Origin of the sequence: Cryobacterium sp. PH29-G1 (genome assembly GCF_030063365.1) — a bacterium.
Taxonomy (GTDB): domain Bacteria; phylum Actinomycetota; class Actinomycetes; order Actinomycetales; family Microbacteriaceae; genus Cryobacterium.
In genome coordinates this window covers 61,339-74,095 of record NZ_JASISY010000005.1, presented here as the reverse complement: position 1 = coordinate 74,095, position 12,757 = coordinate 61,339, and the positions used below count along the sequence as shown (strand labels likewise).

The window sequence follows — 12,757 nt, the reverse complement described above, 5'->3', positions numbered from 1 at the left end:
CAATCATTAACTGTGATGGTGCCCCGTAGTCGACTCACGGGGTTTCGGCCTAGAGTGCGAACGACGCCCACCGAGAGGTTCTCATGACAGGTACGAACAGCCGCACACCGATTGAGCAGCGCGGCCTCTACTTTGAAGAGTTCGACCTTGCCGCGCTCTACCAGCACCGTCCCGGCCGCACCGTGACCGAGGCGGACAACGTACTGTTCACGACGATGACCATGAACACGCAGTCCCTGCACCTCGATGCGGCATGGTCGGCCACACAACCCTTCGGCGAACGCCTGGTGAATTCCATGTTCACCCTCTCGACCATGGTCGGCAGTTCGGTAGCGCAATTGACCCAGGGCACGATCGTGGCGAATCTGGGATTCTCGGCCGTGACCTTCCCGCATCCGCTGCACCACGGCGACACCCTGTATTCGGAGACCATCGTCACCGACAAACGGCTCTCCGCAAGCCGCCCGGGGCAGGGCATCATCACGCTCGAACACACCGGACGCAACCAGGACGGCGTGATCGTCGGCAATGCGGTGCGCACCGTGCTGGTCTGGTGCCGCGAGGGCGCACATTGAGCTGGCCCAACGACGGCGGCCCGAATGACGGCGGCCCGAATGACGGCGGCCCGGACGATTCCGGTCCGTTCGATTCCGGCGCGTTCGATCCGGACTTTGACCCGGCCGTTCCCGACCCCTTCGATGACAGCCCCGCTGGGCTTAGCCCGTTCACTCCGGCACCGTTCACCCTCGGCCCATCCCTGCTGTTCTGCCCGGCCGACCGGCCCGAACGCTACGCCAAGGCGGCCGAGCGCGCCGACGCGGTCATTCTCGATCTGGAAGATGCCGTCGCACCCGCCGACCGGGCCGACGCACGGCGCGCACTGATCGAGCATCCGCTTGACCCGGCCCGCACAATCGTGCGTATCAACCCGGCCGACAGCATCGATTTCGCCCTCGATCTGGCCGCGCTCGAGCGCACGGACTACCGCGACGTCATGCTCGCCAAAACACTCAACGCCGGCCAGGTGGAGTTGCTCGCCGCGTTTCGGGTGATTGCCCTGTGCGAAACCGCCGCGGGCGTTATCTCGGCAACCGAAATCGCGGCCGCCCGCAACGTTGTCGCACTCATGTGGGGTGCCGAAGACCTGGTGGCGGCACTGGGCGGCACCTCGAGTCGGTTTCCGGATGGACGCTATCGAGACGTCGCACGCCAGGCCCGGTCGATGGTACTGCTGGCGGCTGGAGCGCACGACAAGGCCGCCATTGACACCGTGCACCTCGACATCACCGATACGGCCGGGCTCGCTCTTGAGGCAGCGGATGCCGTCGCGAGCGGATTTACCGCCACCGCCTGCATCCACCCCAGCCAGGTCGCCGTCATTCGGGCGGCCTACCAGCCGACTGCCGCCGAAGTGGATTACGCCCTCGGCCTGCTCGAGGCCGCCGCGAGTGCGCGCGGTGTCTTCCAGCATGAGGGGCGCATGATCGACGGCCCAGTGCTGCGCCACGCCGAAGCCGTGCTGCGCCGCGCGGCCCGCTGAGCGCGCGCCAGCCACGCGGTGAGTGCGCGCAGGCCCACCTTATGCGACTGGGCCCATGATCTATCCCGGGCCCAGTTTCCGGGCCCGGGCCCGGGTGAAAGACGGGGGAGCGCGGGGATCAGGCGGCTTTAGTGGCCAGTACCTTATCGATCGCGTCGAGAATCTCGGTTGATTCCGGCTCCACGGTCGAAGCAAAGCGATCCACGACCTCACCGGTGGGAGTCACCAGAAACTTCTCGAAGTTCCACTTGATCAGACCCGGAAGCAGACCGTGCTTGAACTTGGTCAGCTCCGCATAGAGCGGATGCTGGTGCTTTCCGCGCACGTCCACCTTCGTTGTCATCGGAAAAGTCACCCCGTAGGTCATGCCGCAGAATTGGGCGATGTCGTCGTCGGTGCCGGGCTCCTGACCCATGAACTGGTTGCTCGGCAGGCCCAGCACGACCAGTCCCTCGTCGGCGTAGCGCTGGTACAGCGCTTCCAATCCGGCATACTGCGGGGTGAAACCGCACTTGGACGCGACGTTGACGATGAGAACCGTTTTACCGCGAAAAGCGCCGAAGGTGGTTTTGGTTCCGTCAATGAGGGTGAGGGGAATCTCGTACAACGCAGAAGAAGTCATTCAGAAACTTTATCGATGTCGTCTTCGTGCCGGCTGCACGGCCCCTGTGTAGATCGTTCAGCCCGAGTCCGGCCTCACTTTTCGAACCTGAAAAAGCCGTTGTTGATGCATCGGTAGACTAGTGAGGTATCTGGCCGGTATTTTGCTTGCCCGCCAGACACGACACGAAGTACGCGCATGCGCACTGAGGCCCCTGAGTATTCCTCGCCGGCTTCGCATGCCCGAGCTCGGTCCCCACACACCTGGACATGCAGTACCGCAGACAACGAAATGAGATTCATGAATAACCACTACCTCGACCTGAGCACTCCGCCGGCACTGCCGTCTCGCGGCATGCGCATCATCCCACTCGGAGGCCTCGGCGAGATCGGCCGTAACATGACCGTCTTCGAGCACAAGGGAAAGCTGCTCATCATCGACTGCGGCGTTCTCTTCCCCGAAGACAACCAGCCCGGAATCAACGTGATCCTGCCCGACTTCACGGCCATTCGCGACCGCCTGCAGGATATCGAGGCCATCGTGCTCACCCACGGTCACGAAGACCACATCGGTGCTGTCCCATACCTGCTCAAGGAACGCGGTGACATCCCCGTCGTCGGCTCCAAGCTCACCCTCGCCTTCCTCGCGGCCAAGCTGCAGGAGCACCGCCTCAGCCAGAACTTCATCGAGGTGAAAGAAGGCGAGCGCCGCACGATCGGGCAGTTCGACCTCGAGTTCATCGCCGTCAACCACTCCATCCCCGACGGCCTCGCCATCGCCATCCGCACCGAAGCCGGCCTCGTGCTCGCCACCGGTGACTTCAAGATGGACCAGTTCCCGCTCGATAAGCGCCTCACCGACCTCGGTGCTTTCGCTCGCCTGGCCGAAGAGGGCGTCGACCTGTTTATGACGGACTCGACCAACGCCGAGGTGCCCGGTTTCACCACCGCCGAGAAGGACATCGGACCGGCGATCGACACCGTGTTCCGCACCTCTCCACGCCGGATCATCGTGTCGAGCTTCGCGAGCCACGTGCACCGCATCCAGCAGGTCATCGATGCTGCTGTCAAGCACAACCGCAAGGTAGCCTTCGTCGGCCGTTCCATGGTGCGCAACATGGGAATCGCGAGTGAGCTCGGCTACCTCAACATTCCCAAGGGCCTGCTCGTTGATATGAAGGCGCTCGAGCGCATGAAGGACGACAAGGTCGTTCTCATCTGCACCGGTTCGCAGGGCGAGCCGATGGCTGCCCTCTCCCGGATGGCCAACCGTGAGCACGTCATCAAGATCGGCGAAGGCGACACCGTGCTGCTCGCGAGTTCGCTGATCCCCGGCAACGAGAACTCCATCTACCGCGTCATCAACGGCCTGATCCGTTGGGGTGCCAACGTTGTGCACAAGGGCAATGCCAAGGTGCACGTCTCCGGCCACGCGAGTGCCGGCGAGCTCGTCTACTGCTACAACATCGTCAAGCCGGTCAACGTCATGCCGATCCACGGTGAATGGCGTCACCTCACGGCCAACGCCGACCTTGCCATCGCGACCGGCGTTCCCGCAGAGAACGTCATCGTCGTCGAGGATGGTGTTGTCGTCGACCTGATTGACGGCCACGCCAAGGCCACCGGCCGTGTTGTCGCTGACTACATCTTCGTCGACGGTATGACCGTGGGCGGGGCATCCACTGCTGCGATGGAAGACCGTCGCAAGCTCGCTGAAGATGGCACCATCACCATCCTCGGAATTCTCAACGCCAAGACCGGCACGCTCTCCGAGCCCGTCGAGTTCCTAGCCCGCGGATTCGTGCACGACGACGAGTGGGTCAAGGGAGCGACCAAGGTCATCGATGAGGCCATGAAGGCCGCGAACCGCATCAAGATCGTCGACGGCGCCGAGCTCGAAGACCTCTTCACGCAGTCAGTGAGCCGTTGGATGAACCGCAAGTACCGTCGCAGCCCGGTCATCACCTCCGTGGTGGTTGACGCGTAAGCAACACCAAGATCCAAACCAGAAGGCCGCATCCTCCACGAGGATGCGGCCTTCTGGTTTGGTCTCAGCACGGCGGAGCTGGTCTGGTTCGACGCCTTCCGAGGTCAGAGGTAGTCACCGGCCCTGATCGCCCGGTAACACGACCCCGAGCGCACCGTCGACCTGCACCCGAGTGCCGGTGGTCAGCACTACGGTGCCGTTTCCGGTGCCCATCACCGCCGGAATGCCGTATTCCCGCGCGACAATTGCGGCATGCGAGGCGAGTCCGCCGTTGTCGACGACCACCGCAGCAGCCCGGGCGAACAGCGGTGTCCACGACGGGTTCGTCGCGGAGCAGACGAGTACTTCGCCCGCGCGCAGCGTCGCGAACTCGTCAGGGCCACTGACGATGCGCACAGAGCCGGTGACGCGCCCTCCACCGCCACCGGTGCCGCTCACCAAAACACCCTCGATGCCAGAGGAGGATAGGCGCGGGTAGAGCGTCGTCGGGGCGATCAGCGGGGAACCAGCCAGTTCCGCGAAGGCGTTGCGGCGACGCTCAACGATGCCGCGCAGACCCAGGTCGGCGGCATCCGGCCCCGTCCTGCTCAGCTCGTCGAGAGTGAGCATCCAGATGTCGTCGGCAGCATCGAGCACCCCGCTGTCGGCCAGACGCCGCCCCAGCTCGTGCACCGTACGACGTACGATCGACATGGTGCGAGACAGCTCAAAGTGAGTGTCTTCGCGCAGGGCCGCCGCCGCGGATGCCTTGCGCACGAGGCTGCGTACACCGTGCGCAGAACGCGTGGCACGAATCAGCGGATGCCCCAGTAACCGTGCCAGAGCATTATCCGATGCTGTCGAATCCGGTGCGCGCTCAGAGTCGCTGTCCAGCAGCACTGCCACCAGCGCCAGCACGGTCTTCGGCGACTGCGACCACGTCGGATCGCGCGGAAGCAGGATGCTGACGGTCTCACGGTGACCGAACCTGGCGAGGAAGGCCTCCAGCGCCGCCCGCACAGTGCGGGCGGCGGGGTCGGTTTCGACCAGGTCCATAAGCTGCGCACCGTCCAGCCCGCGGCACTTTTCTCTCAGCCCGGGATCGTCGCGCAGTTGCCGGGCGATCTCGCCGAGCTCGGCGTTGGCTTCCTGAGTCATCGTGTGCGGCTCGAGCACGAGCGAGCCGAACCATTCCTTGCGCCGCAGCAGCGACAGCAGGATACGCAGCCGCACCATCGCGGCGGCAGCCGCCGGGAGGTATCCGACGCGGAGGTTGGTGATGGGTGCGCCGGCGTCGCCGGCCCGCGCGGGGATACCGAGCAGCTCGGCCCAAGAGAGCGTGGAGACATCCATGGCATCCAGCTGCGTGGTTTCAGCAAGGTACGATCGGTGATCCGGATCGTCGGTCCAGGCGCGTGGGTCGCGGCCGGTTCGCCCGAGGGTGCGCAGCAGCCGCAACGGCGTGCGCCAGCTCAGTACGGGGTTCGGCGGCACGTACGACTGTACGACGTGGTCGATGTCTGGCATAGAGTCCTGCAGGGTGAAACGGGCACCGATGAGCCGCTTGACCATCTCCTCGAGGTTGGGTCCGAGGTTCACAGCGATCCAGGCGCTGACCTCCATCGGGTAAGGGCGGCGTGGCAGCAGCTCGAGGATGACCGGACCGATGAGACGCTGAAACCGGTTCAGCCGGATCGGCGCGGGCGGAAGAGCGGTCATCGGCCGTGCCTGCAGGATCCGGAACTCGCCGGCTGCCAACGCCCACTCGATGTCCTGCGGCCGGCCGAACTGCGTCGCGATCCGATGGCCGATCTCGGCGAGCCGCGTGAGGTCGGCTTCGCTGAGGGACAGGGCGGGATCGTCGACGTCGCCGGTATGGCGACCGGCAGCAACCGCCCGTGCCGCTGAAGCTCTCACAGTCTCGGTGCCGCCCTCCGCGGCTTCGCGGATCACGACTTCACGGGTGCCCGCGCTCCGCTCGACGACCTGTCCACGCGCGTCGAGCACGGCGAGGTCGGGAGTCACCAGGCCGGACACGACGGCTTCGCCCAGACCTGGGCTGGAGTCGATTACGACCTGGCCGCGCACGCCGGTGACCGGGTTCGCCGTGAACATCACGCCCGCGATGTCGGCCGGCACCATTCGCTGTACGACAACGGCGATCGCCACCGACGTGTCGTCGATACCGAGTCGTGCGCGGTACGAGATCGCACGGTCCGTCCACAAGGATCCCCAGCAGCGGCGCACAGCGTCAAGAAGCGCAGGCCCACCCTCGATGCCGAGAAAGGTATCCTGCTGCCCGGCGAAAGCCGCACCGGGAAGGTCTTCCGCGGTCGCACTGGAGCGAACGGCGACCCGCCCGGCGCCCAGCTCGTCATACGCCTCCAGGATGCTGTTGCGCACGGCTTCCGGAACCTCGAGAGCTGCCACCGTATCGTGTGTGGGTATGGTCAGTCCCGCTACGACCTCTCGGTACGCCGCCGTCGTGATCACGAAACCTGGCGGCACAGCGAACCCCGCGGCGACAAGTTCGCCGAGGTTCGCTCCCTTGCCGCCGGCGCGGGCGAGGTCGGTGGATCGAAGTTCACCCAATGAAGGGCACCACCGCGGGGCCGTGTCGATGCTCTCCATACGCCGCTCGGCGCGCCGGGCTGGGCTGATCCTGGGCATTCCGCCTCCCGCGTTGACAACATTAACGAGTGCCTCAGGTAGGCACCAGAGTTTTGCGTCGATTCGCACCCCATCGTAGAACCACGATGGGATGCGTGCGATAGAGCGCGGGAGGTGTTCGCCGACGGGCCCGCAGGCTACATGAAGTCTTCGGCCGTCGCGTTGGCAATGTCGATCAGCACAAGCTTCGGGTTTTCCTTGGCGATCGCCTGCAACCGCCACGGCGTGCTGAACAGGGCGAGCAGCGTGCCGTCCGAGCGGGTGAAGACTTCCACCTGGCGCGTTCCGGCGAGCACAAGCGCGCTCTCCTTGTCGGTTTTGCGGGCCACCTGGTAGGGAAGTGCTTCCATGCGAATGTCAGCGTGAAAATCGTGCACCATGCGGTCTTCCACGACCTCGAACTGCATCGGCCCGACCGCGCCGAGCACTGGAGCCTGCTCGCCGCGCACCTCGGAACGCATCACCTGGATGATGCCCTCATGATCGAGCTGGTCGATGCCGCGACGAAACTGCTTGTGCTTGCTGCTGTCCACCGGTCGGATGGCCCGAAAGTGTTCGGGGGAGAACAGCGGCAGTGGTGGAAATTCGACTCGCTCATCCTCGAAGATCGAATCGCCCACGCGCAGCGCCGAAGCGTTGACCAGACCCACGATGTCGCCCGGCCATGCTTGGTCGGTCACGGTGCGTTCCTTGCCGAACAGCTGCTGGGCGTACTTGGTGGCGAAGGGGCGGCCGGTTGCCGCGTGGGTGACGATCATGCCGCGACGAAACTCGCCCGAGCATACGCGCACGAAGGCCACGTGGTCACGGTGCGCCGAGTTCATGCCGGACTGCACCTTGAAGACGAAGCCGGAGAACGGCGAGGTGACCTTGCGCGGATTGCCATCGATATCGATGCGAGCTTCGGCCGATGGAGCAAACTCCACCAGGGTGTCGAGCAGCTGCTGCACCCCGAAGTTGGCCACGGCCGCGCAGAACAGCACCGGGGTGGTCTGACCGTCGAGAAACAGCTCGGAGTCGTGATTTTGGGCCTCAGCGTCGAGGAGCTCCGATTCTTCAACAGCGGATGCCCAGGCCGGGCCTTCCTCGATGGCCGCGTGAGCGGCGTCCAACCGCACCGATTCGGCCACGGTCGCACCGCCGGCGGTGCGGGTGTACCGCAGAAAGTCGCCGGTACGGCGATCGAGCACGCCGCGCAGATCGCCGGCCTCGCCGACCGGCCAGTTCAGCGGGGTCGGCAGCAGGCCGGTGCGCGTTTGAATCTCATCCATCAGGGCCAGGGGCGCGTCGCCCGGGCGGTCCCACTTGTTGATGACGGTGATGACCGGGAGTCCGCGCTGTTTGCACACGGCGAACAGTTTCATGGTCTGCGGCTCGAGACCCTTGGCCGCGTCGACGAGCATCACCGCGGCATCCACTGCGGAGAGCACTCGAAAGGTGTCTTCGGAGAAGTCGGCGTGGCCGGGGGTATCGACGAGGTTGATCACGGCGTCGTGATACTCGAACTGAATCGCGGCGCTCGTCACCGAAATTCCTCGAGCCTTTTCCATTTCCATCCAGTCCGAGACGGTGCCGCTGCGACCGGCCTTACCGTGCGTAGCACCGGCGGAGGTGATCGCGCGCGCGTGCAGAAGCAGGGCTTCGGTCAGGGTGGACTTGCCAGCGTCAGGGTGACTGATCACGGCAAAGGTGCGGCGCCTGTGAGCCTCACGGGAAACCTGGGGGTTGGGCACGGAGGCGTCGGTGGTCATGGCTGCTTTCCTGCGGCTGATTCGGGCAGATTACCTGGCCAGTCGATCGATCAGTCGATTCGATAACCGGCGGCCCAGGGCGGATGTGCACCTGCACACGCGGCCCAATTTCGCGCAACTACGAGTCTAACAAACAGTGCGCCTACCCTCTCGCAACCCGGCATCCCACCACGTGGGCGCGGCACCTCCGGGCTAAACGTCGGCCTACACTCTTATTTACCCGCCGCCGACGATCAATTTGATAACGGTTTCGCGTGCCTCCGGAAAATGTCGGTGGCCTCGCCTAAGGTCGGGCCAAGAGCAATTGCGAAGAAAAACCCGGCACAATCGCACGATCGACTCACCGGGCAAACTCCGGGAGGAGATCACAATGACCCGACAGACTGTCTCATCCGCTCTGGATGCGATGTCGATCGACCGTTCCGAGACGAGCACCGATGCTGGTCCCGTTCGCCGCCAAATCCCGGGAACAGAATTGCGAGTGCATCCACTGGCGCTGGGCTGCAATGCCTTCGGTTGGACGGCGACCGGTGAAGACTCCATCGATATTCTCGACGCGCACCGTGAGCTCGGCGGCAATTTTCTGGACACCGCGGACAGCTTCGCCGCCGGCCGCAGCGAAGTGATTATCGGATCCTGGTTGCGGTCCCGCGGCGCGCGGGCCGAGACGGTTGTGGCCACCAAAATCGGTCGCAATCTCGACAATCCCGGGCTGAGCCAGCGCAGCATCGTCGCGGCCGTCGAAGCCAGCCTCGTGCGGCTGGGCACCGACTATCTCGACCTGCTCTACTTTCACTTCGACGACACCACCATCGCCCTGGAAGAGAGCCTGGTTGCCGTTGACGCCCTGGTGCGGGCCGGCAAAGTGCGCTACCTCGGGGCATCAAACTTCTCGGCGGAACGCCTGATGGAGGCTCGGGTACTCTCCGCCGTCGGTCTGCCCAAGGTCGTCGCCGCCGAAACGCCCTACAATCTGGTGCATCGAGCCGAGCTCGAGAAAGAGATCGCCGTCGTGGCTCGCGCCCAGAACCTTGCCGTGATGCCCGGTTTCGCGCTCGCCCACGGATTTCTGGCCGGTGCCTTTCGCACCAAAGCGGCGGCCGCCGGCACCGCGCGTGGTCAACTGGCCGCGGTATACCTGCGCCGTCGCTCGCTGCGCGTGCTCGCCGTCATCGACCGCATTGCCGCCGCACACGCAGCCGAGCCGGCGTCGATTGCCCTGGCCTGGCTGCTCGCACGTCCCAACGTGGTTGCGCCGGTGGCCGGTGCCGGTCGCGCCGACCAGGTGCGGTCCCTGGTCGCCGCGGCCGACATTCGTCTCAGCTTCGACGATCAGCGCGACCTGGACCGGGTGTCGACCTACTGACCGTTAGTCGCCCGACTCGTCGAGAACACGCTGGATAGCACGGAGTAGAGCGGTGTGCGCCCCGATCGGGTCGCCGAGGTTGGCTCCGGCGAAGGCGCCGTCCCTGGCGAGAAAGAAATCATCGGCCGCGTCGCCGGGCCGGGCGTGGCCCATGCCGCGGAACATGTCCTCGATCGAGCGGCCGTACCAGTCACGGTGCGCGGAAACAGCCTGACGCACCGGGTGGGCGGGGTCGGTGAACTGCGCGGCCGCGTTGATGAACGGGCAGCCGTGAAAGCCTTCGCGAATGACCTGGGCTGAGATCTCGCTGACGACGCCGCGCAAGCGCTGCTCCGGGGTATCGAAGCGCCGGTCGAGGCTGGCCAGAAAATCGCGGGCGAGACGGTCCCGGCCTTGCAGATAGACGACGATCAGGGCGTCCTTGGAGCGGTAGTACTTGTAAAAAGTCGCCTTGGTGACCTTGGATTCGCTGATGATGCGGTCCACACCCACGGTGTGTACACCCTCGGTATAGAACAGGCGGTCGGCGGTGGCGAGAATACGCACCTTGGCGTGGGTCGCCGGCCGAACGGCCTCATCTGTCAGCGTGGTCATTCGGAACTCCTTGGTCGAGGGGCGCGGGCCGGCCCCCAGGGGCGCAAATCCGGGGGGAATCCCGGTCGTTTCCCAGACTGTAACACACCATAGACAGACCAGTCTGTCGCTGGAGGTCGTAGCGACCATTCCGGCCGAATTGGGGGTGGAGCGCCGGGTCCGCTGCACCGAACGGGGCCCCCAATCTGGTCTTGTAAGGTGGTGGATGATATGAACGGTGCAGTCGACTTTCCCCTAGACCAGGCCGAACTCTCGTTTCGGGCCGCCGGCGATGCCCTCGTGCGCCGAACCGTTCTGCCGAGTGGGGTGCGCATCCTCAGCGAACAGGTGCCGGGTGCCCGCAGCCTCACCATCGGCTACTGGGTCGCCGTTGGGTCCCGCGACGAGCAACCGGGCCACTTCGGCTCCACGCACTTTCTGGAACACCTGCTGTTCAAAGGCACCCCCACGCGGTCTGCCCTCGACATTGCCATCGCCTTCGACGCGGTCGGCGGCGAACACAACGCCATGACCGCCAAGGAATACACCTGCTACTACGCCAAGGTGCAAGACCGTGATCTCGGCATGGCCATCGACGTACTCACCGACATGCTGACCTCGTCGAAACTGGACGAGGGCGAATTCGAAACCGAACGCGGGGTCATCCTTGAGGAACTCGCCATGGCCGACGACGACCCCGCCGACGTCGCCAACGAGAGATTCTTTGAAGCGGTGCTCGGATCGCATCCGCTCGGGCGACCCATCGGCGGGAGCGCGGACGATATTCGTGGCGCGACCCGCTCAGCCGTGTGGGAGCACTATCAGGCCAACTATCGGCCGCAAGACCTTGTCGTCACGGTCGCCGGCGCCGTTGACCACGACGTTCTGGTCGCCGCCGTCACCCGTGCCCTGGAACAAGCCGGCTGGGACCTCAGCAGCGCGCAGACCCCGGTTGGTCGCCGGATCGGCGCGCCGGCCGACATTCACCAGGGTCAGGCGCTGACCATCGTCAAACGGCCGCTGGAGCAGGCCAACCTGCTGCTCGGCATGCCCGGCTTGCTGGCAGCCGACGACCGTCGCATCACCATGAGTGTGCTCACCTCGATCTTCGGCGGCGGAATGTCGAGCCGCCTGTTTCAAGAAGTGCGGGAGAAGCGCGGTCTGGCCTATTCGGTGTATTCGTTCGCGCCCGGCTATTCCGACGCCGGCCTGTTCGGCATGTATGCCGGATGCACGCCGGCTAAGGCCGGCCAGGTCGCGGAGCTTATGCTCAGCGAGCTGCATCGCCTCGCCGACGGTGGCGTGACCGCCGACGAGATGAAGCGGGCGTCCGGCCAGCTGAGCGGAGCATCGGCCCTGGCTTTGGAGGACTCGGATACCCGTATGTCGCGGTTGGGTCGCTCGGAAATCACCCTGGGCGAATTCGCCGACCTGGATGAGGCCCTGCGCCGCCTCGCGCGTGTCACCGCGGCCGACGTGCAGGAGCTGGCTGCCGAGCTCGCCAGCGGCCCGGTGTCAATCTCCGCCGTTGGCGCCCTCGACGATGATGCATTTTCGGGAATTCTCCCGGGCTGACCCGGCCCGCGAGCGCCCGCACTTTCCGGCCCGGCCGGACACCGAAACTTTGAATTGGACAATGATGCCCCAGTACATCTACCTGGTACGCCACGGCGAGCAGCAGGACGCCGAACACGGTCTGCATGACGGACCGCTGTCGCCGCGCGGCAAACGTCAGGCACTGCTGATTGCTGACCGCCTGAGCGGCGTGCCGTTCACCGGAGCCTGGCACTCGCCGTTGCAGCGCGCTTCCGAAACGGCCGACCTAATGGCTGAACGGCTGCCGGACCTGCACAGTGAACCGTCGGCGCTGCTGTTTGACTGCATCCCGTCGGGTCGGGCCGCCGAAACACCGACGGCCTACGACCCGTTCTTCGGCTCGGTCACCGACGACGAGATCGCGGCCGGACGCGCTCAGATGGAAGACGCCGTCGCCGAGTTTCTGCAGCCGCGCCGCAGCGACCGCCATGACTTGCTGATCACCCACAATTTCGTGATCGCCTGGTTTGTGCGTGAGGTTCTGGGGGCTCCCGATTGGCGCTGGGTCGGCATAAACCAGGCCCATTGCGGGCTGACCGTGCTGCAGCAAAAACCCGGTCGACCGTGGACGCTGGTCACCCACAACGACCTGGGTCATCTCCCGGTCGAGCTCCGCACCGGGATGCCCGAGCCGCTGCTGTTCTAAGTCCAGACTCGTGCGCAAGCGACGTCCCGATCAATTGATAGATTGGGTT

General features: G+C 65.1%; 10 protein-coding genes. 6 read left to right on the top strand and 4 right to left on the bottom strand.

What is annotated here, in order from left to right; genetic code table 11:
- Nucleotides 1-83 precede the first annotated feature (83 nt).
- Together QMK22_RS08450 and QMK22_RS08445 are read left to right on the top strand one after the other, a co-directional pair.
- A complete protein-coding gene (locus QMK22_RS08450; RefSeq protein WP_283497185.1) occupies nucleotides 84-575 on the top strand; it encodes a MaoC family dehydratase in 492 nt (163 codons plus the stop codon).
- A 182-nt stretch (nucleotides 576-757) separates the two neighbouring features.
- Nucleotides 758-1,540: an HpcH/HpaI aldolase/citrate lyase family protein gene (locus tag QMK22_RS08445; RefSeq protein WP_283497387.1), complete on the top strand. Its 783-nt coding sequence runs from the start codon at nucleotides 758-760 to the stop codon at nucleotides 1,538-1,540.
- Between the two features lie 118 nt (nucleotides 1,541-1,658).
- Here QMK22_RS08445 and QMK22_RS08440 read toward each other — a convergent pair whose 3' ends face one another.
- On the bottom strand, nucleotides 1,659-2,162 hold the full coding sequence (locus QMK22_RS08440; RefSeq protein WP_283497184.1) for a glutathione peroxidase: 504 nt from the start codon (nucleotides 2,160-2,162) through the stop codon (nucleotides 1,659-1,661).
- Between the two features lie 279 nt (nucleotides 2,163-2,441).
- Between QMK22_RS08440 and QMK22_RS08435 the strand changes: the two genes are divergently transcribed.
- On the top strand, nucleotides 2,442-4,127 hold the full coding sequence (locus QMK22_RS08435) for a ribonuclease J (protein ID WP_283497183.1): 1,686 nt from the start codon (nucleotides 2,442-2,444) through the stop codon (nucleotides 4,125-4,127).
- Nucleotides 4,128-4,241: 114 nt separating this feature from the next.
- Here the strand turns inward: QMK22_RS08435 and QMK22_RS08430 are convergent, their stop codons facing one another.
- Both QMK22_RS08430 and QMK22_RS08425 read right to left on the bottom strand, forming a co-directional pair.
- Nucleotides 4,242-6,698 carry a PEP/pyruvate-binding domain-containing protein gene (locus tag QMK22_RS08430; RefSeq protein ID WP_283497182.1) on the bottom strand — a complete coding sequence of 819 codons (2,457 nt, stop codon included), beginning with the start codon at nucleotides 6,696-6,698 and terminating at the stop codon, nucleotides 4,242-4,244.
- A gap of 215 nt (nucleotides 6,699-6,913) precedes the next feature.
- Complete coding sequence (locus QMK22_RS08425) at nucleotides 6,914-8,527, bottom strand: peptide chain release factor 3 (RefSeq protein ID WP_283497181.1); 1,614 nt, start codon at nucleotides 8,525-8,527, stop codon at nucleotides 6,914-6,916.
- Nucleotides 8,528-8,897: 370 nt separating this feature from the next.
- Here QMK22_RS08425 and QMK22_RS08420 point away from each other — a divergent pair, with 370 nt between their 5' ends.
- Entirely contained in the window at nucleotides 8,898-9,893 is a 996-nt protein-coding gene (locus tag QMK22_RS08420; RefSeq protein ID WP_283497180.1) for an aldo/keto reductase, read from the top strand.
- 3 nt (nucleotides 9,894-9,896) lie between these two features.
- Here QMK22_RS08420 and QMK22_RS08415 read toward each other — a convergent pair whose 3' ends face one another.
- A complete protein-coding gene (locus QMK22_RS08415; RefSeq protein WP_283497179.1) occupies nucleotides 9,897-10,487 on the bottom strand; it encodes a TetR/AcrR family transcriptional regulator in 591 nt (196 codons plus the stop codon).
- Nucleotides 10,488-10,697: 210 nt separating this feature from the next.
- On the opposite strand from QMK22_RS08415, the gene QMK22_RS08410 reads away from it, so the two are divergent.
- Together QMK22_RS08410 and QMK22_RS08405 are read left to right on the top strand one after the other, a co-directional pair.
- Complete coding sequence (locus QMK22_RS08410) at nucleotides 10,698-12,041, top strand: M16 family metallopeptidase (RefSeq protein ID WP_283497178.1); 1,344 nt, start codon at nucleotides 10,698-10,700, stop codon at nucleotides 12,039-12,041.
- 64 nt (nucleotides 12,042-12,105) lie between these two features.
- The gene (locus QMK22_RS08405) at nucleotides 12,106-12,708 is read left to right on the top strand and encodes a histidine phosphatase family protein (RefSeq protein WP_283497386.1); all 603 of its coding nucleotides are present in this window, start codon (nucleotides 12,106-12,108) and stop codon (nucleotides 12,706-12,708) included.
- Nucleotides 12,709-12,757 lie beyond the last annotated feature (49 nt).

Excerpts from the sequence above, each read along its gene's own strand:
- QMK22_RS08450 (WP_283497185.1), top strand. The coding sequence starts at position 84 with ATGACAGGTACGAACAGCCGCACACCGATTGAGCAGCGCGGCCTCTAC.
- QMK22_RS08440 (WP_283497184.1), bottom strand. The coding sequence starts at position 2,162 with ATGACTTCTTCTGCGTTGTACGAGATTCCCCTCACCCTCATTGACGGA.
- QMK22_RS08435 (WP_283497183.1), top strand. The coding sequence starts at position 2,442 with ATGAATAACCACTACCTCGACCTGAGCACTCCGCCGGCACTGCCGTCT.
- QMK22_RS08425 (WP_283497181.1), bottom strand. The coding sequence starts at position 8,527 with ATGACCACCGACGCCTCCGTGCCCAACCCCCAGGTTTCCCGTGAGGCT.
- QMK22_RS08420 (WP_283497180.1), top strand. The coding sequence starts at position 8,898 with ATGACCCGACAGACTGTCTCATCCGCTCTGGATGCGATGTCGATCGAC.
- QMK22_RS08415 (WP_283497179.1), bottom strand. The coding sequence starts at position 10,487 with ATGACCACGCTGACAGATGAGGCCGTTCGGCCGGCGACCCACGCCAAG.
- QMK22_RS08410 (WP_283497178.1), top strand. The coding sequence starts at position 10,698 with ATGAACGGTGCAGTCGACTTTCCCCTAGACCAGGCCGAACTCTCGTTT.
- QMK22_RS08405 (WP_283497386.1), top strand. The coding sequence starts at position 12,106 with ATGCCCCAGTACATCTACCTGGTACGCCACGGCGAGCAGCAGGACGCC.